This window comes from Myroides odoratimimus, assembly GCF_030326305.1.
In the GTDB taxonomy this organism is placed as follows: Bacteria; Bacteroidota; Bacteroidia; order Flavobacteriales; family Flavobacteriaceae; genus Flavobacterium; species Flavobacterium odoratimimum_A.
The window spans coordinates 53,935-80,568 of sequence record NZ_JACAKB010000009.1; the positions used below are offsets into that span (position 1 = coordinate 53,935).

A 26,634-nucleotide genomic window follows, 5' to 3' on the forward strand; every position below is an offset into this window, starting at 1 on the left:
CAACTCGATTAGTTAAAATTATTTAAAGTATATACATACCTTATTGTTACAATTATCAACTATAGTCATATCTATATCGAAAACTTCTTTCATAATATCCTCGCGAATAATATCATCCGTTAATCCGAAATGGATAATCTTATGATCTTTAACTGCTGCAATATAGTCTGCATACGAAGAAGCATAATTAATGTCGTGCACTACAATAATTATGGTCTTTCCATAATCATCTGCCAAAATTCGAAGAATCTTCATAATCTCAACAGAGTGTTTCATATCTAAATTATTAAGCGGCTCGTCTAACAGAATATACTCTGTATCCTGTGCCAATACCATCGCTAAGAAAGTACGCTGACGCTGTCCTCCACTTAATTCATCTATGTATTGTTCTTGAATATCTGTTAATCCCATAAAAGCGATACTCTCCTCTACCTTCTCATGATCGATAGCATTCATTCTACCTTGAGAATGCGGAAAACGCCCAAACTCGACTAACTCTTTAACTGTTAACCTTACATTAGGATGATTTGCTTGTTTTAAGATTGATAATCTTTTTGCGAAATCTCTATTCTTAAAATTGACAATATCTTGATCTAATAAATTTATAAGTCCTGAGTCTTTAGCGACTAAACGACTAATAATAGATAACAGAGTACTCTTACCTGTTCCGTTCCCTCCTACTAGACATGTGATTTTTCCTTTTGGAAAAGAAACTGACACATCATTTAGAATCATCTTCTCACCATACGTCTTAGATACATTCTTTACTTCTATCATCCTTTGTTACTTTTTAATAATAAATAAATAAAATACACCCCTCCTACAAAATTGATAATAATACTAATAGTAGTACTCATATTAAAGAGATGCTCCACTAGATATTGTCCTCCTACAACAGTAACCGCTGTTAGCAAACAACATGCTAGTACCATATAACTATGCTTACTACTCTTCACAAGCTCGTAAGTCAAATTGGCAACTAATATTCCTAAGAACGTAATAGGCCCTACCAATGCCGTAGAAATAGCTACCATCACAGAGATAATAAGCAAATTAGCTTTGATCACTTTATGATAGTCTACCCCAAGACTTATGGCATTCTCCCTACCTAAACTAAGTACATCTAACTGTCTAAAATATTTAATCCCCACTAGCATAGAGGCTATTAATAAGACAGCGGATATAGTCAATAGATTTAGGTTTATCTTATCAAACGAAGCAAACATTGCCGACTGTATGATTAAGAATTCATTAGGATCAATAAGCATTACTATAAAAGAAGAGAAACTCCTAAACAGTGTTCCCATTAACAGTCCCACTAATAGTAATAAATACATACTCTTACTCTCTCTTCTGAATACTAAATAGTACATCACTAAAGAGAATCCTAACATTAATACTACAGATATCGCAAAGTTGGTTTCTGAATTAAGAACCTGAAATGTTCTATCTCCATAAGCAAACACTAGCAAAGACTGTAACAACAAATAGAATGAATCAAACCCCATAATAGAAGGTGTCAAGATTCTATTAGCTGATATTGTCTGAAATATAATAGAGGAATACCCTATAGCAAACGATATTAAAATCATCGCAATAACCTTATATCCTCTTCTAGGTAATACATAATCTAATTTGGTTCCCGTAAAGGTGAACATATATATAGCAATGAATAATAATAAAACAACTGCTAAAACTGTAATAATCTTGTTCTTAAACATGTTTAGCGCGTTTAAATATTAGTATTAAAAATATTAATCCACCTATAATACTTACTGTTAATCCTATCGGAATCTCATAAGGTGCTATTAACATTCTGCTTATTATATCACATACCATTAAAAAGATCGCTCCTATCAATGCTGTATAACTAATCGTCTTCTTAAGATTATCTCCAAACATCAAACTCACAATATTAGGAATAATAAGTCCTAAAAAAGGAATCACACCTGCTGTCAGAACCACTACAGTAGAAGTAATAGCTACAAATATCAATCCTAGATAAGTAATCTTCTTATGATCTAATCCTAAACTACTCGCGGTGTCTTCTCCTAAACCTACGATAGTAAACTTATTAGCGTATAAATAGCTCAAGAACACAATCGGAACTCCTAAGTATAAAATCTCATAGTTCCCTTTGATAATAGATGAAAAGTCTCCTATCAGCCAACCTTCCATATTCTGAACCAAGTTCGTTTTATAAGCAAAGAACGTAGATATCGCATTAAGGATATTTCCAAAAACTATCCCTACTAATGGAATAAAAATGATATTGCGCATTTTTATCTTACTCGAGATCTTTAAGAAAATAACACTTGCTAATAAAGCTATTGTAAATGATAAAATCATCTTATAGACCATCCCTCCTCCTGGAAATAATATCATACTAAATAATATTCCCATCTTACAAGCGTCTAAAGTCCCCATCGTAGTCGGTGAGACAAATTTGTTAAGAGAAATCTGTTGTACAATCAATCCAGAAATACTCATACCAATACCTGCTATTAATACAGATATCATACGGGGTAATCTACTTACTAACATAACCAATATCTCATCCTGATCTAGTCGGTGTATATCAAATACAGATATATCTTTTACGCCAACAAATACAGAGATGAAAGAAACTATAATCAGTATAAGAATTAATAATATTCTTATCATTTACTCGTTTGTTTTTATTTAGAATCAAATTAAATAATCGCAAATATAAAAAAGTAAAGTGGCTAACAAAAGAAAAAAACTTATCAATTTATGTAAACTCAATTAGTTAGATTATCGGTATACTAATGTATACACGGATTCTATCAAACAAACACAAGTATTAACTCTTCATTTTTTAATTAATTAAATTTTATAACGTTAAAATTAAAGTAATCACAATTCGGCCTTTTTTAAAATAAATCTCATTAAGTTCTATTTCATGGTAAATAACAGCTCATTTATTACCTAAACAGAGACTGAAACATACAGTTATAATGTGTTTAACCCATCTTTATTCTCATTCATTAATAAATCGACAAATACTCTCACGGACTTTTTGAGATAACTGTCTTTTAATTGAATAATAACAGCTTCTCGCTTCATATCACTATCTATAATCGGGATAGCATAAAGGTCTTTTTCTCCATGTACAGTTGCGTAAGTAAGAACAGTTTGATAAGCACCTTTTTTGACAAGGTCAATAATCATAGAAGTTTGATTAGTCTCTATGGCAATATTAGGTCGGATATTATACTTTTCGAACTCCCTGTCTAAAAAGTTACGCGTACTGAACCCCTGTACAGGCAAGGCTAGTCTATACTGTTCTATCTCCTTTAGTCTAATCTCTTTTAGAAGTGCTAATTCAGAATCTCTAGCAACCATAAAAGCCATATCTGATATCAATACAGTCTTATAAATGAAGTTCTCTTCATGTGCTCCATCAAAAAAAGTCAGAGCAAAGTCAATATACTGTTTCTCTAGATAATGCATTAACTCATTGGTCGTACCAAATGTCACCTCTATCTTCACTTCTGGATATGTCTGTGTAAAAAGAGTAAGAGAAGACAGTACTAAAGACTTTAGTCCCCACGTAAGCCCTATACGCAATACTCCTGTCTTTAGCCCCTCTAAATCCTCTAATAAGAGCTTTCCATCTTCTGCAGCTCTTATACTTCTCTCAGCATAAAAAGAGAATAACTCTCCTGCTTCTGTCAGTGCTATACGCTTTCCTATTCTATCAAATAGTGGTTGGCCTATTTCTTCTTCTAACTGTTTTATTTGTTGAGATAATGTACTCTGTGTAATAAATAAATGCTTAGAAGCTTCCGTAAAATTGAGTAATTCTTTTGCTTTTAAGAAATACCTTAGTTGTCTTAGTTCCATGAGTTGATCGTTTTTACCGATTGATGTAATAGAAAAATACCGTTTTACTAATATAGAGCTTCCTCGTAACTTTACAAAAAATAAAGAATATGAATACCACCACCTATACAGAAGAAGTCGTTCATATAAAAGCTGTTAAAGGAACCACTACGTACAAAAAGATTAAATGGAGTATATTTTTAGTAGGAGTTTCTGTATTCGCTCAATTATATAATTTCCAACCTATATTATCTGAAATCACACAATACTTTAAAGTAACACCTTCTGAAAGTAGCTATCTAGTATCTGCTAGTACTTTAGGTATGGCTATTGGTCTATTACTTTTTGCATTTATCGCAGATAGTTATCCACGTAAAGACATCATGCTCTTCTCTCTAGTCACCTCTACGATGCTCACCCTCTTATCTGTATGGGCTAATGATTTTTCTATCTTAGTCAATATTAACTTTATAAAAGGAATGTGCATATCTGGGGTATCAGCAGTGACATTAGCCTACTTAGCAGAAGAAATAGATCCTAAGTACATCGGAACAGCCATAAGTTTTTACTTGGCAGGAAATACTTTTGGAGGAATGTTTGGAAGAATTGTTGCCGCATTAGTATCTGGGTGGCTTGGTTGGCAAGCAGCAGTATTTACTATAGGTATACTCGCTGTAGTTATTGCCATTGCATTTTATATCTTATTTCCAGAGTCTAGATTCTTCACTCCTAAAAAGCTAAAAATAAAACACAAGCTAAGACAGATGAAGTCTATATTTAAGAACTATAAGATAATGGCTATGTATCTCGTCGCGATCTGTCTAATGGGGGCGTTCGTAAGTGTATATAACTTTTTAGGTTTTAAACTTGAATCAGCTCCTTATAACTTACCACATTATCTTATCGCTATGATATTCTTAATGTACGCATTTGGTATTTTTGGTAATATGGTTGCCGGATCTTTATCAGATAGATATTCATCTCGTATGATACTTCTAATCGCTTTAGGATTAATGTTAATAGGTGTAATAGGTATGTATATGGACAACCTTGTTATTATCCTATTAGGATTGACTTTCTTCACCATCTCATTCTTTAGTGGACATACCATAGCTAGTAGAGTAGTAACGACTCTAGGTAAGGAAGCAAAGAGTTCCGCAACAGCCTTGTATTGGTTCTTCTATTATATAGGCTCAAGTATTATAGGCAGTTCTACAGGAGTCTTTGTGAATAAAGGCAATTGGAATGGGTTCTTCTATACGCTTATGGGCATGACTATAATAGCCCTTCTTGCGACTTATCTAAGTACAAGACAAACGAAAAAAGCCACTGAATAGTGGCTTTTTGTTTATATGTTTCTATGTATTAGAACCAACCTTTTTTGTTTGCTTGGTATGTATTATAGAACTCCTCATCTGTTTTAGTTAAATAGATAATTCCTTCAATAAGTCCAATGATTCCAGCAAATCCACAAGTAACTAATCCTAAGATTAATTGGATAACACCTTCTTTAGTATACCCTAAGTAGAATTTATGGATAGCGAAAATAGGTAATAAAATTCCTAAAATACCAGCTACCACTTTTTTGTTCTCTTGAGAAGGAGTAGTTGCACTCTTCTGTGTAGTAAATTGTTCCATCTTTTTATATTATTTTTTTTGCAAAATTAAAATTGTTTATCCAACAAACAAGAAAAATATAACAATATTTTAAATAAAAACAACAAACACAAATAATACCACTACAAAACAACCACTTAACATAACTATTTTACAAAAACAACTAACTCTCAAAATAAAATAAAAAACACCAATACTTAAACTTCAATACAATAAAAAAAGCAATCTATAAAACATAGATTGCTCTTTTGTCAATAAGGTGAACTTATCTGAAGCTATTTCTTAAAGCTCACTAATTCCATTTGTGAGATCTCTTTAGTATTGATAGGACTAACAAGAGCTTCAGCTCTACTCAAATCAATAATTCTGTATCTCTTCACTTCTCCGTCGGCATCATTTTCTAGACTTATCATCTCACCTTCTAGTACCCAATTTCCTTTAGATTCCTCTAAACTGTATTTGTCAATTGCCTGGTACTTTCCACCTTTCATGATATCAATTTCAATTAGTGATTTTTGGTATCTTTCTTTATGACTTCTACTCACTCCTTCTTGGAAGTCGAAATGAGCTACAATCCATGTTTTTTCAATATTAATACTGTTAACACTTAATGCTTTGTCAATTTCTAAGTTATTATTATCGTCTGCACTGCAACTAGCTAATAATGAACTCATACCAATAATCAAAACTCCAATTAAAACTTGCGCACATCGTCTCATAATGTAAATAATTAAAAAAAATTAATAATAATCTTTTTTAATCCGTGTACACCTCCTCTCCCTCTGGAGGTATTAATACATCAACTGCCTTGCATTCCCCTTTTCGACGTTTTACAGGTATATAAAATCACTGTAAATAAAATAAACACAATTAAGTTTACATAATAAAAAACAGACTAAAAAAGAACGTTTTTAAATACTAGGTAACTCCGACATTGTTACCTTATCTTTTATTTTCTGAGACAAATGTATAACCGTAGTTTTCGCATCAATATGACATAAATCATAAAAATTCTACATATTAACTTCTAACTTAATGGAATAACCCTAATCTTATTCTAATATTAGAAACTTTTTTAGCAATACAAAAAGTTAACATTTATAATATAACAAACTAAACACAGTACTTTAACCTTATTAACACTAATATCCACAAACAAATCACGAATAACCAGAAATACAATAAAAAACAACAACAAGAATTACCTTAATTTTTTGTTGCTTTTTTAAAGACATAAAAGATTATAATTCTACATTTTGATCTGTTTTTTTAACTTTTATATCTCTTCGACCTCTATTTCCACTATATATCGCAAATTATTTTTAACTCCTAATACCTCTTTTTTCATAAAAGGCATCTACTATTTTTATTAAAACTAGAGATCACATCAACAAAAATGTTATAATATCTCAAACCTCATTAATAAAACACCTTAGCAATATACAAATACAGTAAAAGCCATGACATGAGTATTAGCTTTAAAAAAGAGATTCCAGAGCTTACAAAACAACAGTCCCCACCGTCACTAGCTCTGGAATCTACAAACACAATAACTCACTCTACATCAATAAAATACATCATATCTCACCTAAAACACGATATAACACCTAAGTATTTCAAAAAACCCTTTTCAATACTTATAAAACCTTATCTATACTCTAAACACATTATCAATATTTTTACAGACAAAAACTATTCCTAAATAGCTACTTTAAACAATTATTCTACTTTTTAACCAAAAAGAGCCTTAATCACATTGATTAAGACTCTCAGTACATATTATAAATAAAAATATCTTTTATACTTCTACTTCTTTTTTAGATAGCATTGGTTTCAACCCTAAGTTATTCAATAATCTTTGGTCTGATGATAGACTAGGATTAGGAGTCACTAATAATGTTTCGTTATCTCCTGAAAACATTGAGTTAGCTCCAGCCATAAAACACATTGCCTGTTCATAATCAGACATTTCTATACGCCCAGCACTTAACCTCACCATAGTAGTAGGCATCACAATACGAGCTGTAGCAATCATTCTGATCATATCCCAAGTTTCTACTTTAGGCATTTCTTCCATAGGTGTCCCTTTTACACGTACTAAAGCATTAATAGGTACAGATTCTGGATGTGTATCCATAGTAGCTAAGGTATGCAACATAGATATTCTATCTACATCATTTTCTCCTAAACCAATTATACCTCCTGAACATACTGTTATACCTGCCTTGCGCACATTATCAATAGTATTAATACGATTAGAAAATGTACGAGTAGAGATAACCTTGTCATAGTGATCTTCTGAGGTGTCTAAATTGTGATTATAAGCATATAAGCCAGCCTCTTGTAATCTTTTAGCTTGTTCCTCTGTTAACATTCCTAAAGTACAACAGACTTCTAATCCCATTTCATTTACACCTTTAACCATATCAAGTACTTTATCGAAGTCTTTGTTATCTCTTACCTCTCTCCATGCAGCTGCCATACAAAATCGAGAAGACCCTGCTTCCTTTGCTTTTTTAGCAGTGCCTAATACAGTCTCTAAAGGCAGTAGTCGCTGTACCTTTATATCTGTATGATATCTAGCTGCCTGTCCACAGTAAGAACAATCCTCTACACACCCTCCTGTTTTAATAGACAATAAAGTACTTACTTGTACTTCCTCTGGATTGTGATATTGACGATGTACTAAAGAAGCTTGATGAATTAATTCTAATAAAGGAGTATCATATATTGATTGAATCTCAGCTTTAGTCCAGTTGTGTCTAATTTCCATTTTCTCTTTGTTTATTTATGATAGATATTTCAAAAATAAAAGGAAAGAAAAAAGAAAGAATAGTCCACTTTTAGATTTAGACCTATTCCACTTCTAATTTTATACCAACCACTCTATACTCGTTATATTTCATATATAACACCACCATAATTATATTAAATCTAATTAAAGCAAAGCATTAATACATTAAATAAAAAATAAATACACATTCAATTAATTATTACCAAAATAATAACATTAAAAACACAATAAAATATATTACTTTATTGTTATAGAAAAAACAATAAACAGATTACACAAAAAACTCAATCACTATGTCAAACAATCCATCATTCTTTATTCCGTATAAATACTTACTTTGTTTTTACTTATTACTGAATTTTGTACTCCGCATTGTATTAATTAATCACCCTATAACCACTTCTACTTTTACCTCAGGAGAAGTATTATCTGTATTTGGGCTAGGTTTTATCCGTGATATTCTCATATTCAGTATAGGATATTTTATATTTTGGCTCTACTTTATTTTCTTTTCAAATCAGAAGTATAATAAACCCTATGGATATATCATATTCGCTATCCTATTAGGTTTATGGGGATGGGTTACCTTTGGCAAAACTATTATATCAGAATATGGTGGTGTACTTCCTGAGATAGCTATTACCTTCTTATCTATAAAAACAGTGTTATTCGGCATCTGTCTTTTCTTACCTCAACATAGAACAACCGTTCGAAAAATAAGTTATGCTCTTACATTATTTATCTTCGTATTAATCCTTGTGCAAAACACAGTGAGTGAATTCTTTTTTTGGAATGAGTTTGGTGTTAGATATAACTTTATCGCAGTTGATTATCTCGTATATACTAATGAAGTCATTGGTAATATTATGGAGTCTTATCCAGTGGTTCCATTATTTAGCATCATCGCTTTAATCACATTATTAACTACATATTACATTTTCAAAAAAACAGAGTATGTTATAGAACATCTTGCTCCATTGAAAAATAAGGTTATACTTAGTATTGTTTATTTACTTGTATTTGGAATTTCTTTATCTGCTATTACTAAGGTAATGACTCCTCTAAATACAGATAATATATTCGCTGAAGAATTAGAAAGTAATGGGGTTTTTAAATTCTATCAAGCTTTTAATAACAGTGTCATTGATTATTTTAAGTTCTACAATACGCTACCTGATGATGAACTAGCTAAAAATATTAAACAATTCTACCCTCAATATAATGGAGCTTCTTCACTTCTTAGAAATATCGATAATGATAGTACAACTACCAAAAAAAATGTAGTCCTCATAAGCATAGAGAGCCTTAGTGCAGACTTTATGGAGTTTTATGGCAATACAAATAAACTTACTCCTTTCTTAGATAGTCTAGCGATGAAAAGCTTATTCTTTACCTCTACATATGCTACTGGTAACAGAACTGTACGTGGACTAGAAGCTATAACGCTGTCTATACCACCTTCTCCTGGTGAAAGCGTTGTAAAGCGTAAAGACAATAAAGATAAATTTACAACAGGAAGTATATTTGCTAAAAATGGATACACTGTTAAGTATCTATATGGAGGAGACGCATATTTCGATAATATGCAAGACTTCTTCGAAGGCAATAATTATAGCATTGTAGATAAGTCTAATTTTAAGCCTGATCAGATTACCTTTCAGAATGTATGGGGAGTAGCAGATGGAGATATGGCTAAGAAAGCCATAGAAGTAATGAATGAAGAATATCAACAAGGCAACCCTTTCTTTAATCATATCATGACTGTAAGTAACCATAGACCTTTCACTTATCCTGATGGAGTATTAGATACCTCTGACCTTACTAGTGCTAGAGATAAAGGAGTTAGATATACTGACTATGCAATCAAAGAATTTTTTGCATTAGCTAAAGAACAACCATGGTATGATAATACCATCTTTGTGATCTTAGCTGACCACTGTGCTTCTAGTGCGGGTAAGACACAGCTACCTCTAGATAAATATAGAATACCTGCTATGATATATGCTCCTAAAGGGCTTATCCCACAACAATTTGATCAAATGATCTCACAGATAGATGTCATGCCTACCTTATTAGGTATACTTAACTTTAAATATGACTCTAAATTTTTTGGAACTAATGTTTTACAAGCAGATTATAAACCAAGAGCCTTTATAGCTACTTATCAAGATTTAGGTTATATCCGAGACAACACATTAACCATCCTTAGTCCTAATCAAAAGGTAAGACAATATGGATTCAATACTCAGACTGTTAATAATCTAGTAACTCCTCTTACTCCAATAGATGATGTACAATCTAAGTATGTAGATGAAGCTATTTCATTTTATCAATTTACAGCTAAACAGCTAGAATCAAAGAGTTATAATAAATAAAAAAGCAGGGAGAGTAGTGCACACTACTCTCCCTGCTTTTTTAAACACACGTAACACAATTATTTATATGAATGCTGTCTACAACAAATAAACAACACAAAATTGTTCTAAAATAATTCAATTCTACATTTACATAAGAAAACGGGAAAACACCACTTACCTTGCTCTCCCGTTTTAATTTTAAAAAACACTTATCACTTTGTAATATATAATTGAAAAAAACTTATCAAATTTAATTAATGAAAACACTAGCACAGCATTCTTCTTAATCTTAGTATAAAACTCCTTAATTCATTTAAATTAATAAGTATTAATACTTAATTTTGATACTGCAAAAATCACTATTATTGTATAACTCACATAGGACATTTGTCCTTAATGCTATAAAAAAATGTTAAGAATAAATATTGACTTTCTATCATACATTGAATCATTGGCACAGACTGATGTTTTTAATGACAAAATTTTATTGCAACCTTATAAGCCTAAAGAAGTTCTACTACATCAGGGTGATCCTGTTACTAAGGTTATTGTTATTAAAGAAGGGATTACTAAATGCTATATCACAGAAGAAAATGGTAAGGAATATATCCCTGAGTTCTTAAGTACAGGAGAGATAATGGGAGAGATAGAGTTTATTGGTAAAAAAAACTGTCTATGCTCAGTAGAAGCTATAACACCCGTAAGTGCTTATATCATTCCTCTATCCGTATTTGAACATTTATTAAAAACAGATATAACCTTTAATAACACCCTACTAGAAGTAGAAGCATTAAGAGTGTTTCATACTAGCGAAAGAGCATCTTTTCAACAACTTTATACAGTAGAACACGCACTAGAAAAACTGTTAGAGCTACAAGAGAAAGAACAAGTACATATCTCTAAAGAAGATATGGCTTCTTATCTAGGTATCACTACACGTACCTTAAACCGTGCTTTAAAAAAAGTACAAGAAGAGGAATAAAAAACGAGGGAATAGTATGTATTCCCTCGTTTTTTTATACTTATTACATCCAGTGTAATGCTGATGATTCTACCTGATAAAGCCATTTATCTCTTAACTTCACTAACTCACTATACTGAGTAGTACTAAAGGATACTATTCCACCTGCGGTATATATCTTTAAACTACCTACATCTGCAGACTGTTGCCACCATAACTGTGACACCACTATCTTCTGTATCTTATGCGGTTCTAAATAGATATGAGAGATATCCCATATTCCTCTTCTTATCACGATGAAGTCTTCATTTACTTGAAGTAATCCTACTTTATAAAGTCTATAAAGAGCTAATAACATTATCACACTATAGCTCATTGCCATTCCTATAAACGTAACAGAACTAAAGTTTGCTCTAAAGAACAAGGTTAAAAACACTAAAGGAACAACTATGAATAAGAATACTCTAAATCCTAAGTATCGATAATTATATTTTAGAACAGTAGTGTACCCCTTGTTATCTTCTTTAGCCATTATTATTTTAAACAGATCCTTTCTCTCTTGAGTAGAACAGCCAGGTATCTGTAATCCTGATTTCTTATTATTCTCCTTATCCCCTGCTACTTGGCTTATTTTCAAACTACAGATATCAAATAACTTCTGAAAATAATTCTGCTCTATCTCTATTTTTTGTACTCGATTAGGTCTAATGATTGTATTTCGTGTAGATAGTAATCCATGAGACAACAACAATGTCTTATTCGAAAATGTCACTTTAAAATCCCAAAATCGCAACAAAGTACGGATCACATTCACTACTAATACCGTAATCACTAAAAAAACAACTAAGTATAGAAAAGCGACCAAAGGCAGCCCTCCTTCTATATAATTTGTCACCTCTTCTTTATCAATATACTCTTCTATAGAAATACTTCTCACTATAGAATCATACACCATATTAAAGAATACAAGTATTAACCCCAATGTGTATAGATAATTAGACGTTATACCTACTTTTAGAAGAGTCGTTATACTGATTCGTTTTGAATCTTCTTGCTCTTCTATAATGTTTTGTTCTCCATCTACTAAGTCTATTGAGGTATCTTGTATTACGTGTTCATTCTTATAGTTCAGTAGTATTTGTTTTAATGCATTAGCATCTGATAAAGCCATAGAAGGGATGGTAGCTTCTTTATCTTTACTACCTGCAGAGTCTATTTCTACAGAGTACACATTGATTATTTTGTTGATAAAACTCTGATTAAGATTCACCTGTTGTATTTTCTCTAGTTGAATAGTAACTTTAGATTTATTAATAATCCCTTTTTGAATTATAAAAGAATTAGTTTCTTCATCAATGTAAAACAGAAAGTTACGATAACTTAAATAAGCTATTCCCAAACTTAAGATACTTCCTAAGATCACTACTCCCCAAATACTAATAGGTAAATCTATACGCTTATTCACTAAAAATAAGACTATAAGAGGAACAAAAGCTCTTACTATCTTCTGTAAAGCATTCAGAAAATTAGCAATGATTCCTATTGTAGCTTGTCTAGTAGGCTGATAAAAACTATTCTTATTCATGAACAGATTCGTGTGAGTGTTCTACAATATCTAGATTAGTCCTTAAAGCCTGTTGAGGAGACTTCGTTATCTTCTGTATAACATACGCTTTTAGTTGCTCTCCCTCCTCTTTAGATATCCCTGTTATCTTCAGATCACCTAATGCTCCTCCTGCAGTAAAAAACTCCACAGTACATAAATTAAATACACGTAGTAATGCTCCTTCATATACTCCTACATGCTGCACTCTATTAAAAGGAATAACAGTCTGAGATCTATTAATAATACCTGTTTTATAAATAATATCTAGCTCACGTAGCGCATAGCCTTTCATTGCTACTCCCTTCATAGAGATAATACAGATAAGAATAATCAATATAACTCCTAATCCCATAAGTGAGTATAACAATGCTTCATTCAACAAAGGTTCACTCGTCAAATACTGAAAAATATAAGGTGTAAAAGCAATTAGTAAGATAATAATAGAAATTATTATTAACCTTATCCCGACTACTGTTCGATACCTAGAATCTAAGTTTTTAAACATTACTTGCCCTACTTGAGGTAATGCATCGATATCGATTTGTTTATTTTCAAACATACTATTCATACTCTTGTCCTTCTGTGTAAACAGACATTAATTCTACTAGTAAATATATCATTTAAAAAGAGATACTACTGTATGCAATCCATAAAAAAAGTCCTTTAAAAGTAATACACCGTTAAAGGACTTCTTATTATAAGTTACTACATTCTTACTTTACAACTTGATTTACAACACCTATATAGTAAGGCTTTTTCGCATTATCTTTTGCACCAATTAAGATAATAGAATAAAACTGTGAAGGTTTAAACACAACATCTTTTCTAGTTGCGAGTACCTTACCATCCTTATCTTTGATTGTTAGTGCATAACTATTAGCATCTAATGCATTAAATTCCTGTGTTTTCACAGCAGTTGTCTCATTGTCTTGAACTCTATTTTCAAACTCCTTTACTACTGTCTTATCATTAAACTGAACAGTAGCTACTACATTATCCGAGCTCAAATTAAAGAAACGAACTCCTGACTGCTTAACTTCATTTAAAGGGGTTGCTTTCTTAACATTATCCTCTGTTATAAAGTGGATTACCTTCGATTCGTTCCCTCCTATAAAAGAAGTATAAAACTGCCCACTAGTTATCTTCTTCGTAGTTGTAGTAATTGGCTTGACCTTATTACCTCCATAGATGTCTATTAATCTATTTCCTTGCCATAGATTCACATAACCTACACTCTGATAAAACAGAGGATAATATGGACTCTGAATAGGGCGACCATCTGCAACATAAATAAGTGCATCTTCACTCTCATAGGCATTTACCATAGTAAAACCACCTGCATGTTCTGACAAATCAATATAATCGTCATCACTGCTACAACTAAACACTGCAAAACTTAGAAGCAATACTGTCAATAAACTTAAAACTCTTTTCATAATAGATCTTTTTAAATTAGTTTCTCATCATCTTTAATTACTTATAACGACATGCAATAATCATGCAAGTCTATGTATGAACTACCATTAAAATTTTCTAATACTCTTATTCACTTAGTTTTCTATTCGCATACAATAATAAAGACTCTACATAGTCTCCATCAAAGTCAATCTTATAAATTTTAGACACCTTAAATTCCTCTATCTCCTCAAACCATTCACCTGAAGCAGATAACTCTTCGAATGCAAAATACTCACTATCATCACTATCCATATACTTCCCTACATAGACACAATCCTCTTCCTTAAATTCTAATCCAAAAGCACCATATTTATTCCCAATAGCTTTTAAAGTATCAAAAATATTGTCTTTTAACTGAATAGGGCTACTATAAAAGTCAACATGTTTTGCTTTCAGTACTTCTTCAATAAAAGCAATATTTTCTCCACGCTCTATAGTAGATATTTTATCCACAGCTATCAACTCATACCCATCTATAATATAATCGACCGAATTACACTTCGTTAATAACCACTTATCATTATAAGCTAATACTATACCTAGTATTAATTCTTTCTTTCTACCTTTTAAGCGAATGCCTACTAATTTATTCAAGTAATCTTTTATCATAGTAATAGATATTAATGAATTAGGTAATACGTAATGAGAGAATTTTGCGCTCTCTACTCCCTATTCTCAATAGGTCTTTACTAAAATTATGAATATTTCGACAATTATTCACAAATAATCCCTCTTTTTTAACCACAAAACAGAAGTGAATCAACATTCTATTAATCAAATAGATATACTTAAATGAGTAAATCAATATTACTTTTTTTGATATTTATTTTTTCTATTCCCCTCTAAAAGAAAGCATATTTGACTAAAAACAAATACTTCTGTATAATAAAAAAGCAGGATATACTATCCCGCTTCTATTCTATAATTACTATTTTGCTTTAAGATGAGTAGCTACACCTATTCTATTCCATGCGTTTATAGTAACCATGCACATAATAAGTTGCGCTAAATACACTTCACCAAATAACTCTTCTGCTTGCGCATATAATGTATCACTAATTCCTCCTTGATGAATAAATGTAACCGCTTCAGTCATCTCCAGAATCACACGTTCTTCTTCTGTAAACAGCTCTGTTTCTTGCCACCCTGCTAACACTAATAATCTTCTAACAGATTCTCCATGCTTTAAAGCGTCTTGTGTATGAATATCTAAACAGTACCCACATCCATTTAACTGAGATGCCCTAATCTTTATTAGCTCTTTATGTATTGGTGTTAATTCTGATTCGTTTAAGTATTTTTCTAATAATAACATTCCTTCATACGCCTTAGGCTGTACACCATAAATTGTCTTTCTCATAATCGTAACTTTATTGTTTTTAATTTCAACAAATCTAAAGCTATGATTAATCAATAAACTTAAACAGGTTTAAGAAAATCTCTTCTTCTTTATCTCACTTAAATACTCTGGGCTAAACCCTAAATAAGAAGCCATTAAATACTGAGGAATACGTTGTATAAACTCTGGAAATCTCTCTTCGAAGTGGAAGTACAACTCTTCTCTACTAAACTCGTACAAATACTTCACTCTATATTGAGCAGCAGCATATGCACGTTGAAAAACTTGTCTATAGTACTTCTCCATAATTGGGTGTTTCTCTACTAGTAAAACAAATTGTTCTCTAGTAATCACGATTACTTCTGACTTCTCTACTGCTTGAATATAAAAGTTACTATTCGTATGCTGTTCAAAAGCCATATTATCCGTTAACCACCAATTCTCTATGGCAAAATCCGTAGTCTGTTCTATACCATTATTCTTCATATAATAACTTCTCAAGCACCCTACTTCCACAAAGAATAACTTATCACAAAGCATATCTGCTTCTAAAAGAATCTCTTTCTTTTTGACCTTGATCAGCTCAAAATAAGATAAAATAGAATCTGCTTCAGGTACTGATAAAGTCCCTACGAATTTTTCGATATGTTGTATAAGTTTGTTCATTGAATATAAGTTATAAAACAAAGATACTTACTTCAAGTGTAATTGTTTATAATACGTTATCTTATACTTTGTAAAATCATCTGTTAGTTTACACTCAAAGAAATCAAAAGTATGCACAGCACCTTTTACTTCTAAGACTGTGACTTTTCCTCCATTGCTCTCTACAGAAGTCACATACTCTTTTGCTTCATCTATTAGAGGATCATATTCTGCTAGTACCATTGTCATAGACGGTAGTGATTGGTAGTTCTGCATCTTATTAGGCACTGCATATTCCCTCCACTTATTCTTATCCCCTGACAAATAATGTTTCCACATATAAGTTGCACTTTTCTTAGATTGCATAGGTGCATAAGCATAAGTGTCCATAGAAGGAGTATTCAGCTCATCTGATGTAGGAGGATATAGAATAAAAGCATTGCTTATTGGGATATTATGATGATCTCTATTTAAGTGTAAGAGTGATAACGCTATTGTTCCTCCTGCACTACTTCCCATCACACTGATATTCTGTTTATTTCCTCCTATTGCTTCTATATTGCTATAACACCATTCTAGAGCACTTACACTATCTTCTAAAGCTGCTGGAAAAGGATGTTCTGGAGCTAATCTATAGTCAACAGAAACTATGATAACCTGAGCCTCTCTCATTAGATCTCGCAACTGAAAATCATACTGCTCTGGACTTCCAAAAATAAAAGCTCCTCCATGTAAGAACAAGACTACAGGCAAGGGTTTCTCTATTTCTCTTGGCTTATATATTCTTATTTTAAGAGAAGTATTATATGCTGTAGAAATTACTTGATTATATACACTGATATCATGAGGTATAGTTATAGCTCCCTCCCCTAGCATTAACCGTTCCTCTTCTATGCGTATTTGTTGAGGATTATACTCTAAAAGAGAGTCATAGGGTATCTGAGTCCAAGCGCTTAACGAAAGTGCTATTAATAGTTCTTTATCTATATTCATATCTTAAATGATTACTGTAAAGAACAAAAGTCTTGTCTTTTTACCACATCCTAGAGGACATAGGTCTATAAATTCACTTCCTTGCGTATTCTACTCAAATGCCTTGGGGTAATATTTAAAAATGAAGCTAAGTATATACCAGGTATCTGCTGTATATAGTGAGGATAGTTCTGAAGTAACTTCAGGTACCTATCTTTAGCATCTAGACGTTGGATATCGAAGAGTTTTTCTTCTAATTCCATAAACTGCTCTTCTAATAACTGTTTAAAGAAGTTTGTCCATACTATGCTATCTACACATAGTTTATCTACATCTGCTTTATAGAGGACATATAATTCTGTTTTGCCTATAGACTGTATATTCTCCTTAGATGGTTGTCCTGATATAAAGGAAGTCATCGCTGTCATCATACTTTCGTCGAAGGTGATACAGTATGTACGCTCTTCTCCACTTTCTAATAGAAAATAAGAACGCAAAACCCCCTTTTTTATCCACACTATCTTATCAGCTACCTCTCCTTCGCAGATTAGCATTTCTTTATTTTCTAATACCTGCTCTTGTACTAATAGTGATAATGACTTCCACAAGTCTTGTTCTATCACATTAGACAGTGTACTAAATGACTTCTTTCTCATCAGACAGACTCTTTTATTTCGATGGTTCTAAAGGTAAGATTAATACGTGGAGTATGAACCACTTTTGTAGGAGGTAATCTATGTAGCCAATTTTCTTGTGTAGTCCCTTTCATGACTAATAGACTTCCATTGTCTAAGATAATATCAATCTTAACTCCATTCTCTTTGTGTTTGAAAGCAAATTTACGAACTGCACCAAAGCTCAGAGAAGCTATAGCTCCATGTTTTTTTAAATCCTTCTCTCCATCGCTATGCCACGCCATTCCCTCTTCTCCTGTGTGATATAAATTTAAAAGACATGAATTATAAGTCTCCCCTGTCCTCTCTTCTACTATTTTCTTTAATGCTAATAACTCTTCCGTCCAGAGCAATGCTGTCTTTGTAATATTCGAATAAGTATAACTAAATGGAATGTCGCCATACCAAGCCACCTTTCGCTTAGTAGTTACTTTCTTCCCAAAGATAATAGCTTGATCACATTGCCAATCTACATGAGTCAAAAGTTGATCATAATAGTAGTCACACTGCTCTTTATTAAATACTATCCCATAATAATCAACTTCTCCATCATAAGGAAGAATGTTTGTAAACTCTTGACTATAATCACTAAACAAATCCATAAGCACTGATTTAATGCTACAAGTTTATAGATTATCTAACACAGAATAAAAAAAGTAATGCGATAAATTAAAGCAATATGATACTAACAAAAAAACGGAGTTACTATTTAAAGCAACCCCGTTTTATGATAACACTATATTCTTCTTTACTCCAATGGCTTCATCCCTGCTTCTCTAAAGTACTCTATTTTACTTAAGAACATCGCAGCCATACGCTCTGCTCGCCACTTCGCTTCATCAGCTATTTTTCCTTCATATAGTTCATCCACCGTACCATTAAAGATTCTCTTCCATTCTTCAAAATGCTCGCCTTCTACAGGTAGCTGTGCATGAGGAGGAAAAGGTTTTCCTCTATATGTATACTCTTCTAATAGAATAGTTTGCCAGAAGGCGTACATTTTCTCTAAATGCTCAGGCCATCTCCCCTCTAGTTTACTATTAAAAATAGGACCGATAAACTCATTCTCCTGTACTCTTCCATAAAAGGTATCTACTAATACCTTAATATCTTCTATGTTTTCTATATCTTTTCTCATTACAAATTATTATTTTTACACACTATCTGTTTACAAACAAATACTAAACTTCACTGCTATGATTTCAATATCCATTTTAGGTTCTGGTAAAGTTGCTCGACACTTGATACTAAACTTTTTAGAACACGACAATATTTGTTTACAACAAGTGTATGCACGAACTCCTAACAAAGTTAAGGACTTAGTCTCTCAGAATCAAATTATTTCAGATATCAATGAGCTAAAACCTGCAGATATTTTTATCATTGCAGTTAGTGATGATGCTATAGAAGAAGTATCCTCTATCATCCCTTTAAAAGATGCCTTTGTGGTTCATACTTCTGGGACAATGCCGATGAACTCTATTGCTACCACAAGTAGAAAAGGAGTCTTCTATATGCTACAGACTTTCTCTATCGATAAGGAGGTTGATTTCAGCCTTATCCCTTATTGTATCGAAGCTAGTAACAAACAAGATTTTGAACTTTTAGAAAAGTTAGCTTTATCTTTTTCTGAAAGAGTGTATAAAATCTCTACTGACCAGAGACAGTCTATACACCTAGCAGCAGTATTTGTAAACAACTTCACCAATCATCTTTTTAAACTAGGTGAAGATATTTGTAAAGAGAATATGGTGCCCTTTGACATTCTAAAGCCTCTAATTCTAGAGACTGCTACTAAGGTCCAGACTTTATCTCCTAGAGAAGCCCAGACAGGACCTGCTGCACGTAATGATCAAGGAACTATAGACCGTCATCTAGAAGCGCTAAATGACCCAATAAAAAAAGAAATATATCAACTTATAACTAATTCAATACAAAATAACTAATGTCTAAACATTTTAAAGAAATAATGAATGACATCACTACATTCATATTTGATGTAGATGGTGTATTAACAGATGGTACTGTACACGTAACGCAAGAAGGAAATTTACTAAGAGATATGTACATTAGAGATGGATATGCGATGAAAGCCGCTATCGAAAACGGATACAATGTATGTATTATCTCAGGAGGTAGTAATGAAGGTGTACGTACTAGATTTGCTAATCTTGGAGTGAAAGACATCTACTTAGGAGTACCTGATAAAGTAAAAGTATTTAAAGAGTATATAGCAGCTAATAACATCAATCCTGATACTGTATTATACATGGGAGATGATATACCTGACTATCATATCATGCAAGAAGTAGCACTACCTACTGCTCCACAGGACGCTGCACCAGAAATAAAAAGAATCTCTAAGTATATCTCTCATCTTAACGGTGGTAGAGGGGCTGTGAGAGATGTGATCGAACAAGTCATGAAAACACAACAAAAGTGGTTTCAACACTTTAACGCTAAATTTGACTAATAAAAACTATGCTTAATAAGCTATTTAAGGATTATAATATCGTACTAGGATCTAATTCTCCTAGACGTAAACAATATTTAACAGACTTAGGATTCACCTTTACAGTCCGAGCTTCGGATATAGATGAGTCTTATCCTGAAGAACTAGTAAGAGAACAAATCACTGACTATATCGCTAAAGCAAAGGCTGATGCTATAGAAATACTACACGATAACGAAATCATCATCACCAGTGATACTACAGTATGGAATAATGATACCTCACTAGGCAAACCTGAAAGTAGAGATGAAGCCTATACCATGCTGAAGAGCTTATGTGGTCATGAGCATGAAGTAATCAGTTCTGTATGTTTAAAGAGCAAGGAGAGCGTAAGTGTATTCCACTGTATTACTAAAGTGAGTTTCTCTGACCTATCTGATGAAGCCCTTTATTTCTATATAGACCAATACAAACCTTATGATAAGGCTGGGGCTTATGGTATACAAGAATGGATAGGATTAGTAGGCATAGATAAAATAGATGGTTCTTATACTAATATAGTAGGCTTACCTACTAAAGAGCTTGTTGAAGAATTACTAAAATTCATTAAAAAATAAATATGCTAAAAGAATATTACACAGAGATCATAGCGACTGTAATTACATTAGTTCTATATATTCCTTGTAGAAAGTTAATAGGATATATCATCCGATCATTCTCTACTAAAGAACAGCGTAAAGATAGCCGAGTACTACTGATCATCAGATTATTTAATACACTTCTATCTGTTATTTTTCTAATTCTCATACTAACGATTTGGGGAGTTCAGCCGGAGAATTTCATGGTTACACTTACGTCTGTATTTACAGTAATAGGTGTAGCGATGTTCGCTCAGTGGTCTTTATTAAGTAATATCACTGCCGGAATCTTATTATTCTTCTCATTTCCATTTAGAATAGGAGATACCATCAGATTACAAGACAAAGATTTTCCTATAGAAGCTAAGATCATTGATATCAAGGCATTCTGTACTATATTACTCACTACAGAGAATGAGAAAATCTCTTATCCAAACAGTTTATTATTACAAAAGGGAATCGTTATAGTCAATAAAAAAGAGGATATAGACAATCCTACAATATAATAGTGGCACAAATTTTGTATTTACCATTTCGGTTTAAATAGTCAAATGGTAGTAGAAGAAAGGCTAGTTAACCTATTTATAGGTTTTACTAGTCTTTTTTTTATAAAGTCAAAACTAATCAATAAAACTACTTCAGAACACAAACACTTATCTATACTGTACTCTTTATAGAAGATCATAGATTCTATTCTAGCTATATAAAGAACAGTACCACGAGATCATTTGCAGTTTATACCTCCTTAATTTCGTTGAAATGAATGCAATTGATTGGAGTATTTTTATACTAATTTTATTTATTGTTATCACCATTAAGCACTTTAAACTTAATAAAGCAGATAACAACTCTATTTACGAAAAGTCAACACTACACTATGGTTTCAAGATTATAGCGGTACAATCTTTTATATACACTTTTATCTCTCTTCCAGGACAAGCTTATTCACAAGGAATGACATTCCTACAGCTGTATCTAGGTATTCCCTTAGCCGTATTTATCGTTATATTCTTAATTATCCCAAAATACAAAAAACACAATACTAAAAGCGCATTTGAGTACATCAAGACGAAGTCTAATAAAAGAGTCTACTACTTAACCAGCATTATTTATCTAATCCTAAGATTACTTGTTCTTACTATTACATTCTATGCTACGGCTATGATACTCTCTATTTTATTAAAAATAGATTTCAAAATCTTACTCTTAATCATAAGTGCAATTTTTATCGTTCTAAACATTCTTTTTAAAAACAAAACCAATTTATTCCCTAGACGAAACCAGTTATTATACGCCATTATAATAACGACTATCATCTTTCTGACCATATTATATAAACTACCAGAAGGTATGTATCTAGAAGATACATTAAGCTTCACCGCCTCTTTTGATAAACTTACCGTGATCGATAGCGATCTTGCTTTAAAAGATAATTTTGACTTGCTTAAATGTTTAGTAAATGGTACTATACTATTCGTCGCCCTATTATCTATAGATACAAAGATTCTACAGATATATAGACAGAGTAAATACTCTGATAAGACTAAGGATGGATTGATTATCAATGGGCTATTCAATGTCCCATTTCATTTCTTTATTCTATTGACAGGGTGTGTGTTATTTACATTTTATCAGTTTAACGATGCCCCGCTACACTACAACCCTCATAATGTACACACAGTATATCAATCTGAATATGCAGAACAATACGACCATATCAAACAAGAGTATCAAAAAATATTGAACTTAAAGAAAGAAGCTAGCTTCTTATACAGTGGGCAAATCTATCAGAACTACAGTAATCAAATACTAAAAGATCAAATACTAAGCTTAACAGAAAATGCAAATAAACTTCAACTAGAAGCAAAAAAATTAATTAAAAAGGCGAATCATAATGTAGAAGTGAATGATTCTGACTTTATACTTCTTCACTTTATCAACTTTCATGTACCCACAGGGATAGCAGGTGTTATCATGGCTTTATTTTTTATCTGTTTACTTTCGATAGGATTTCACGAAATAAATTGGCTATCAAAAAAAACAAAAAAACTGTTATCTCAGACCAAGTCAAGTGCTCTGCCTCATCCAGACAGCAAAAGATATCATGATATCATTACTCTTATTATTATTATCCTTGCTCTGATTATAGTATATAATATTCCCGTATTTTTAAATCTTATCCAAATACTATGGGCGTACTCTTCTCTGTTTTCAGGAACTCTACTTGGTATTTTACTAGTGACCATGTACTTTAAAAACAATAATAAAGCTTTGTTTTACACCATTTTACTAACTCAAATCACTATTATTACCCTATACATCACTACTCCTATTCATTATCTATGGTATAACACTATTGGGCTAGCTACTATCCTTATACTAGTACCTATCTCTAACCTAATTAGTAAACTATTTTCTAATCATAATAGATCTAATATTTTATCTTAGTATTAGATTAACCACACTTAGTTTCTAACGCATATCATCCAAAGATTCGGATTAGCACTCTATTGCACTGAAGCACGTATGATGCTCTAGTCTCATTTTGTATAAAAGCTATATGATAATGCTATAGGTCTATATTGTGTCCGTTATTTTACTTGATTTAACGGACTCACTACAGACTCATAACGGACTCACTACGGACTCAAATCAAGTGAGACAAGAATAAGAATGCTCTCAGAGTACAATAAATTACTTACTTACCTGGCTTTAAAAAATGTACTGATGTATGAGTAGCTATATTATTACCAATGCATTGTTATCTCCTTAGCTCTTTGTAATATAGGTTCTTCTACTCTTTCACTTTTATAACCACCTATTATTTAACAATATAATCAATAAAAAAAAGTATATACTACATCATGATATGTACTATACACTTTATATTCTTTCTTTAGTTATTTATTCTAAGAAAGCAAGCTTACACATTCGCAAATGGCAAACTCCACTTATACTTCACAGCTAATACTCTAATCAGAATAATAATACCTGCTGTACCTACGTATAAGATATCCTTACTCAGCTCAAAATAATTTAGTAAATAATAAACCAAACCTCCAAGGATACATGCTGTGGCATAGATCTCTTGTTTAAAAATAAGTGGAATCTTATTCGCTAAAATATCGCGAATAACCCCTCCAAAACAAGCAGTAATCGTACCTAAGGTAACACAGATAATCGGGTGTAAGCCTACTGTCATCCCTTTTTCTATACCGATTAGTGTGAACACAGCGATACCTATGGTATCAAATAGGAAAAGAGAATAACGCAAGAAGTTAAACTTCTTATAGAACACAATAGCCATAGCTACCCCTAATAAGGTTACATAAAAATAACTAAGATTAGTAAGCCACATCACAGGTGTCCATCCGATCATCATATCTCTGATAGTCCCTCCTCCAATAGCTGTCGCGAATGCTAAAATAGTCATCCCAAACAGATCTAACCTTCTTTCACGCCCTGCTAATGCTCCCGAAATTGCAAAAGCTAATGTTCCGAGCAAATCTAAAATATCGAAAAAATTAAACATTAAATAGTATAAAAATAATGCGCTAAACCTTAGCTGTTAAATAATTGTAGTCTTTTAATACCGTTTCTATAAACTCCTGATCAGAGAGTGTCTTCAGCTCACCTATACCTAGTACGCTCTTAAGTTTAACGACTAGCTTCTGTAATAACTCGTGATCTCTATTTGCTTTAAAAGTAGTTAAAGCTTCTTTTATAATATAAACATCTTTATCTGTCAAACTTAACACCTGCGCAAATAATGGGGTGTACTCCTCCTCTACTTCCTGAAAAATAGTGGATGACAAAAGTAATCTTTCTTTAACAGATATCACTGCTGTACCTGCTAAAATATCACCTAATCGCTGACTCTTATCTGTACATATAATTGTAATCAAACCAACTGCTGCTGAACCTATCCAAAAATCTACTAATCTCATTACCCAACGGCTAGCATAGTCTACCACAGAAGCTTCATAGCCATCTATCTTAATTACCTTAATCCTCATAATCTTCTTACCAGGAGTAGCTCCCTGCATAATCGTCTCAAAAAATAGAGTATAAAACAAAGCAGGAGAAGCGATGAGAATCATAACCGCAATTTTAGACCAATCATCTATAAAAGCATTAACTATTCTTAGTTGACTTACAATATAAAAAATCAGAATCAAATACAATCCCTTAAAAATAAGATCTAAAATAGAAGCAATCATTCTTTCACCAATAGATGCAGTTTTAAATTCTATTTTGATATTTTGTGTTGTATTTATTGTTAAATTAGCCATAAATTATCTGCTTTTAAATGAGAGAAGTCGCTTTTATCAAATATAATAAAGAAAAATGGATTGAATATGAACATACAATATATTCTAACTCAATTCATAAACCTGATTACTTAGCCGATATGTACATTCAGTTAATGAATGACTTATCCTATGCACAAACTTATTATCCCAAGAGTAAAGTTACACAATATCTCAATATTTTAGCAGCGCAAACTTATCAAAAAATTTACAAAACAAAACGTATTGAGGAAAATAGACTTGTTTATTTCTTTAAAACAGAAGTACCTCTAGTTGTGCATGAAAATCGTAATTATCTTTACTTTTCTGTACTAACCTTTCTGATTATTGTAGGTATTGGTTTTGTTTCTGCTCATTATGATTTAGAGTTTATTCGTTTAATATTAGGAGATCATTATGTTAATCTAACGTTAGATAATATACAGAATGATGACGCGATGGGTATCTATAAATCTGGTAGTAACTGGGGAAGCTTTGTAGGTATAGCGTTTAACAATCTATATGTATCTCTACAATTTTTTATATACGGAATCTTCGCTGGGTTAGGCACACTATTCTATCTACTCTATAATGGCATTATGCTAGGTGCGTTTCAATATATGTTTATTAGAGAAAATGCTTTTATGGATAGCTTTAGAGGGATATGGTTACATGGAGCTATAGAGATCACAGGGATTATCATTGAGGCATTTGCAGGCTTTGTATTTGGAGGAAGTCTTCTATTTCCTAAAACCTTCTCGAGAAAGAATTCCTTTATTCGAGGATTTAAGAATGGATTTAAAATATTCTTAGCGATGGTACCATTCGTTATCACAGCTGCTTTTATAGAGGGCTTTATAACACGCTATGCTAAAGAGATGCCTGATGTACTAAACTATATTATTATACTAGGTACATTCTCTATCATTATTTATTACTTCTTCATCTATCCGAGAAGAGTATATTCAAAACTTATTAAATTATAA

At 32.1% G+C, this 26,634-nt stretch carries 28 protein-coding genes; 9 read left to right on the forward strand and 19 right to left on the reverse strand.

All coding sequences use genetic code 11. From position 1 onward, the window contains the following. Nucleotides 1-18: 18 nt before the first annotated feature. From HX049_RS08830 to HX049_RS08845, 4 genes are all read right to left on the reverse strand, one after another. Nucleotides 19-777: an iron ABC transporter ATP-binding protein gene (locus HX049_RS08830; protein WP_006259395.1), complete on the reverse strand. Its 759-nt coding sequence runs from the start codon at nt 775-777 to the stop codon at nt 19-21. Further along, entirely contained in the window at nt 774-1,721 is a 948-nt protein-coding gene (locus HX049_RS08835; RefSeq protein ID WP_006259398.1) for an iron chelate uptake ABC transporter family permease subunit, read from the reverse strand. The genes HX049_RS08830 and HX049_RS08835 overlap by 4 nt, the downstream gene beginning before the upstream one ends. Next, a complete protein-coding gene (locus HX049_RS08840) occupies nt 1,714-2,664 on the reverse strand; it encodes an ABC transporter permease (RefSeq protein ID WP_006259399.1) in 951 nt (316 codons plus the stop codon). The genes HX049_RS08835 and HX049_RS08840 overlap by 8 nt, the downstream gene beginning before the upstream one ends. Nucleotides 2,665-2,973: 309 nt before the next feature. After that, the gene (locus tag HX049_RS08845) at nt 2,974-3,867 is read right to left on the reverse strand and encodes a LysR substrate-binding domain-containing protein (protein ID WP_006259400.1); all 894 of its coding nucleotides are present in this window, start codon (nt 3,865-3,867) and stop codon (nt 2,974-2,976) included. Between the two features lie 89 nt (nt 3,868-3,956). On the opposite strand from HX049_RS08845, the gene HX049_RS08850 reads away from it, so the two are divergent. Next, nucleotides 3,957-5,183 carry an MFS transporter gene (locus HX049_RS08850; protein ID WP_006259401.1) on the forward strand — a complete coding sequence of 409 codons (1,227 nt, stop codon included), beginning with the start codon at nt 3,957-3,959 and terminating at the stop codon, nt 5,181-5,183. A 28-nt stretch (nt 5,184-5,211) separates the two neighbouring features. On the opposite strand, the gene HX049_RS08855 is transcribed toward HX049_RS08850, so the two are convergent. The 3 genes from HX049_RS08855 to bioB form a co-directional block, all read right to left on the reverse strand. Next, nucleotides 5,212-5,484, reverse strand: coding sequence for a TM2 domain-containing protein (locus HX049_RS08855; protein ID WP_006259402.1), 273 nt, complete (start codon nt 5,482-5,484; stop codon nt 5,212-5,214). 254 nt (nt 5,485-5,738) lie between these two features. Beyond that, nucleotides 5,739-6,182, reverse strand: coding sequence for a hypothetical protein (locus tag HX049_RS08860; RefSeq protein WP_006259403.1), 444 nt, complete (start codon nt 6,180-6,182; stop codon nt 5,739-5,741). Between the two features lie 1,079 nt (nt 6,183-7,261). Continuing rightward, nucleotides 7,262-8,236, reverse strand: coding sequence for a biotin synthase BioB (gene bioB / locus HX049_RS08865; RefSeq protein ID WP_006259406.1), 975 nt, complete (start codon nt 8,234-8,236; stop codon nt 7,262-7,264). 314 nt (nt 8,237-8,550) lie between these two features. Between bioB and HX049_RS08870 the strand changes: the two genes are divergently transcribed. Further along, nucleotides 8,551-10,632: an LTA synthase family protein gene (locus HX049_RS08870; protein WP_006259407.1), complete on the forward strand. Its 2,082-nt coding sequence runs from the start codon at nt 8,551-8,553 to the stop codon at nt 10,630-10,632. Between the two features lie 391 nt (nt 10,633-11,023). Then, on the forward strand, nt 11,024-11,596 hold the full coding sequence (locus HX049_RS08875) for a Crp/Fnr family transcriptional regulator (protein ID WP_006259408.1): 573 nt from the start codon (nt 11,024-11,026) through the stop codon (nt 11,594-11,596). Between the two features lie 43 nt (nt 11,597-11,639). Here the strand turns inward: HX049_RS08875 and HX049_RS08880 are convergent, their stop codons facing one another. The 10 genes from HX049_RS08880 to HX049_RS08925 all read right to left on the reverse strand — a co-directional run bounded on the left by HX049_RS08880 (nt 11,640) and on the right by HX049_RS08925 (nt 19,407). Then, the gene (locus tag HX049_RS08880; protein ID WP_006259409.1) at nt 11,640-13,160 is read right to left on the reverse strand and encodes a PH domain-containing protein; all 1,521 of its coding nucleotides are present in this window, start codon (nt 13,158-13,160) and stop codon (nt 11,640-11,642) included. Next, nucleotides 13,153-13,749 carry a PH domain-containing protein gene (locus tag HX049_RS08885; protein WP_006259410.1) on the reverse strand — a complete coding sequence of 199 codons (597 nt, stop codon included), beginning with the start codon at nt 13,747-13,749 and terminating at the stop codon, nt 13,153-13,155. Before HX049_RS08885 ends, HX049_RS08880 begins: the two co-directional genes overlap by 8 nt. A 145-nt stretch (nt 13,750-13,894) precedes the next feature. Further along, a complete protein-coding gene (locus HX049_RS08890) occupies nt 13,895-14,617 on the reverse strand; it encodes a DUF4397 domain-containing protein (protein WP_006259411.1) in 723 nt (240 codons plus the stop codon). 106 nt (nt 14,618-14,723) lie between these two features. After that, a complete protein-coding gene (locus HX049_RS08895) occupies nt 14,724-15,248 on the reverse strand; it encodes a hypothetical protein (protein ID WP_006259412.1) in 525 nt (174 codons plus the stop codon). A 319-nt stretch (nt 15,249-15,567) separates the two neighbouring features. Further along, nucleotides 15,568-15,999 (reverse strand): carboxymuconolactone decarboxylase family protein, encoded by a 432-nt coding sequence (locus tag HX049_RS08900; RefSeq protein ID WP_006259413.1) that lies wholly within the window; start codon nt 15,997-15,999, stop codon nt 15,568-15,570. A 69-nt stretch (nt 16,000-16,068) separates the two neighbouring features. Continuing rightward, on the reverse strand, nt 16,069-16,644 hold the full coding sequence (locus HX049_RS08905; RefSeq protein ID WP_006259414.1) for a Crp/Fnr family transcriptional regulator: 576 nt from the start codon (nt 16,642-16,644) through the stop codon (nt 16,069-16,071). 27 nt (nt 16,645-16,671) lie between these two features. Then, nucleotides 16,672-17,616: an alpha/beta hydrolase gene (locus HX049_RS08910; RefSeq protein WP_006259415.1), complete on the reverse strand. Its 945-nt coding sequence runs from the start codon at nt 17,614-17,616 to the stop codon at nt 16,672-16,674. A 65-nt stretch (nt 17,617-17,681) separates the two neighbouring features. Next, nucleotides 17,682-18,251, reverse strand: a complete 570-nt coding sequence (locus HX049_RS08915; RefSeq protein ID WP_006259416.1) for a Crp/Fnr family transcriptional regulator — start codon at nt 18,249-18,251, stop codon at nt 17,682-17,684. Further along, nucleotides 18,251-18,871 carry an alpha-ketoglutarate-dependent dioxygenase AlkB family protein gene (locus tag HX049_RS08920; RefSeq protein WP_006259417.1) on the reverse strand — a complete coding sequence of 207 codons (621 nt, stop codon included), beginning with the start codon at nt 18,869-18,871 and terminating at the stop codon, nt 18,251-18,253. The genes HX049_RS08915 and HX049_RS08920 overlap by 1 nt, the downstream gene beginning before the upstream one ends. A gap of 146 nt (nt 18,872-19,017) precedes the next feature. Continuing rightward, on the reverse strand, nt 19,018-19,407 hold the full coding sequence (locus HX049_RS08925; protein WP_006259418.1) for a group III truncated hemoglobin: 390 nt from the start codon (nt 19,405-19,407) through the stop codon (nt 19,018-19,020). Nucleotides 19,408-19,465: 58 nt separating this feature from the next. On the opposite strand from HX049_RS08925, the gene HX049_RS08930 reads away from it, so the two are divergent. From HX049_RS08930 to HX049_RS08950, 5 genes are all read left to right on the forward strand, one after another. Beyond that, a complete protein-coding gene (locus HX049_RS08930; protein WP_006259419.1) occupies nt 19,466-20,215 on the forward strand; it encodes a Rossmann-like and DUF2520 domain-containing protein in 750 nt (249 codons plus the stop codon). Then, nucleotides 20,215-20,742 (forward strand): KdsC family phosphatase, encoded by a 528-nt coding sequence (locus tag HX049_RS08935; RefSeq protein ID WP_006259420.1) that lies wholly within the window; start codon nt 20,215-20,217, stop codon nt 20,740-20,742. Before HX049_RS08930 ends, HX049_RS08935 begins: the two co-directional genes overlap by 1 nt. 8 nt (nt 20,743-20,750) lie before the next feature. Continuing rightward, on the forward strand, nt 20,751-21,338 hold the full coding sequence (locus tag HX049_RS08940; RefSeq protein ID WP_006259421.1) for a Maf family nucleotide pyrophosphatase: 588 nt from the start codon (nt 20,751-20,753) through the stop codon (nt 21,336-21,338). 2 nt (nt 21,339-21,340) lie between these two features. Then, nucleotides 21,341-21,865, forward strand: a complete 525-nt coding sequence (locus tag HX049_RS08945) for a mechanosensitive ion channel domain-containing protein (protein WP_006259422.1) — start codon at nt 21,341-21,343, stop codon at nt 21,863-21,865. A 253-nt stretch (nt 21,866-22,118) separates the two neighbouring features. After that, nucleotides 22,119-23,807: a hypothetical protein gene (locus tag HX049_RS08950; protein WP_006259423.1), complete on the forward strand. Its 1,689-nt coding sequence runs from the start codon at nt 22,119-22,121 to the stop codon at nt 23,805-23,807. A gap of 475 nt (nt 23,808-24,282) precedes the next feature. Here the strand turns inward: HX049_RS08950 and HX049_RS08955 are convergent, their stop codons facing one another. Both HX049_RS08955 and HX049_RS08960 read right to left on the reverse strand, forming a co-directional pair. Then, nucleotides 24,283-24,891: a trimeric intracellular cation channel family protein gene (locus HX049_RS08955; protein WP_006259425.1), complete on the reverse strand. Its 609-nt coding sequence runs from the start codon at nt 24,889-24,891 to the stop codon at nt 24,283-24,285. Nucleotides 24,892-24,913: 22 nt separating this feature from the next. Beyond that, on the reverse strand, nt 24,914-25,651 hold the full coding sequence (locus HX049_RS08960; RefSeq protein WP_006259426.1) for an RDD family protein: 738 nt from the start codon (nt 25,649-25,651) through the stop codon (nt 24,914-24,916). Between the two features lie 17 nt (nt 25,652-25,668). Between HX049_RS08960 and HX049_RS08965 the strand changes: the two genes are divergently transcribed. Continuing rightward, on the forward strand, nt 25,669-26,634 hold the full coding sequence (locus HX049_RS08965) for a stage II sporulation protein M (protein ID WP_006259427.1): 966 nt from the start codon (nt 25,669-25,671) through the stop codon (nt 26,632-26,634).

Bases quoted from the DNA above. Each gene is read 5' to 3' on its own strand.
- HX049_RS08830 (WP_006259395.1), bottom strand. From the start codon at position 777: ATGATAGAAGTAAAGAATGTATCTAAGACGTATGGTGAGAAGATGATT.
- HX049_RS08835 (WP_006259398.1), bottom strand. From the start codon at position 1,721: ATGTTTAAGAACAAGATTATTACAGTTTTAGCAGTTGTTTTATTATTA.
- HX049_RS08840 (WP_006259399.1), bottom strand. From the start codon at position 2,664: ATGATAAGAATATTATTAATTCTTATACTGATTATAGTTTCTTTCATC.
- HX049_RS08845 (WP_006259400.1), bottom strand. From the start codon at position 3,867: ATGGAACTAAGACAACTAAGGTATTTCTTAAAAGCAAAAGAATTACTC.
- HX049_RS08850 (WP_006259401.1), top strand. From the start codon at position 3,957: ATGAATACCACCACCTATACAGAAGAAGTCGTTCATATAAAAGCTGTT.
- HX049_RS08855 (WP_006259402.1), bottom strand. From the start codon at position 5,484: ATGGAACAATTTACTACACAGAAGAGTGCAACTACTCCTTCTCAAGAG.
- HX049_RS08860 (WP_006259403.1), bottom strand. From the start codon at position 6,182: ATGAGACGATGTGCGCAAGTTTTAATTGGAGTTTTGATTATTGGTATG.
- bioB (WP_006259406.1), bottom strand. From the start codon at position 8,236: ATGGAAATTAGACACAACTGGACTAAAGCTGAGATTCAATCAATATAT.
- HX049_RS08870 (WP_006259407.1), top strand. From the start codon at position 8,551: ATGTCAAACAATCCATCATTCTTTATTCCGTATAAATACTTACTTTGT.
- HX049_RS08875 (WP_006259408.1), top strand. From the start codon at position 11,024: ATGTTAAGAATAAATATTGACTTTCTATCATACATTGAATCATTGGCA.
- HX049_RS08880 (WP_006259409.1), bottom strand. From the start codon at position 13,160: ATGAATAAGAATAGTTTTTATCAGCCTACTAGACAAGCTACAATAGGA.
- HX049_RS08885 (WP_006259410.1), bottom strand. From the start codon at position 13,749: ATGAATAGTATGTTTGAAAATAAACAAATCGATATCGATGCATTACCT.
- HX049_RS08890 (WP_006259411.1), bottom strand. From the start codon at position 14,617: ATGAAAAGAGTTTTAAGTTTATTGACAGTATTGCTTCTAAGTTTTGCA.
- HX049_RS08895 (WP_006259412.1), bottom strand. From the start codon at position 15,248: ATGATAAAAGATTACTTGAATAAATTAGTAGGCATTCGCTTAAAAGGT.
- HX049_RS08900 (WP_006259413.1), bottom strand. From the start codon at position 15,999: ATGAGAAAGACAATTTATGGTGTACAGCCTAAGGCGTATGAAGGAATG.
- HX049_RS08905 (WP_006259414.1), bottom strand. From the start codon at position 16,644: ATGAACAAACTTATACAACATATCGAAAAATTCGTAGGGACTTTATCA.
- HX049_RS08910 (WP_006259415.1), bottom strand. From the start codon at position 17,616: ATGAATATAGATAAAGAACTATTAATAGCACTTTCGTTAAGCGCTTGG.
- HX049_RS08915 (WP_006259416.1), bottom strand. From the start codon at position 18,251: ATGAGAAAGAAGTCATTTAGTACACTGTCTAATGTGATAGAACAAGAC.
- HX049_RS08920 (WP_006259417.1), bottom strand. From the start codon at position 18,871: ATGGATTTGTTTAGTGATTATAGTCAAGAGTTTACAAACATTCTTCCT.
- HX049_RS08925 (WP_006259418.1), bottom strand. From the start codon at position 19,407: ATGAGAAAAGATATAGAAAACATAGAAGATATTAAGGTATTAGTAGAT.
- HX049_RS08930 (WP_006259419.1), top strand. From the start codon at position 19,466: ATGATTTCAATATCCATTTTAGGTTCTGGTAAAGTTGCTCGACACTTG.
- HX049_RS08935 (WP_006259420.1), top strand. From the start codon at position 20,215: ATGTCTAAACATTTTAAAGAAATAATGAATGACATCACTACATTCATA.
- HX049_RS08940 (WP_006259421.1), top strand. From the start codon at position 20,751: ATGCTTAATAAGCTATTTAAGGATTATAATATCGTACTAGGATCTAAT.
- HX049_RS08945 (WP_006259422.1), top strand. From the start codon at position 21,341: ATGCTAAAAGAATATTACACAGAGATCATAGCGACTGTAATTACATTA.
- HX049_RS08950 (WP_006259423.1), top strand. From the start codon at position 22,119: ATGAATGCAATTGATTGGAGTATTTTTATACTAATTTTATTTATTGTT.
- HX049_RS08955 (WP_006259425.1), bottom strand. From the start codon at position 24,891: ATGTTTAATTTTTTCGATATTTTAGATTTGCTCGGAACATTAGCTTTT.
- HX049_RS08960 (WP_006259426.1), bottom strand. From the start codon at position 25,651: ATGGCTAATTTAACAATAAATACAACACAAAATATCAAAATAGAATTT.
- HX049_RS08965 (WP_006259427.1), top strand. From the start codon at position 25,669: ATGAGAGAAGTCGCTTTTATCAAATATAATAAAGAAAAATGGATTGAA.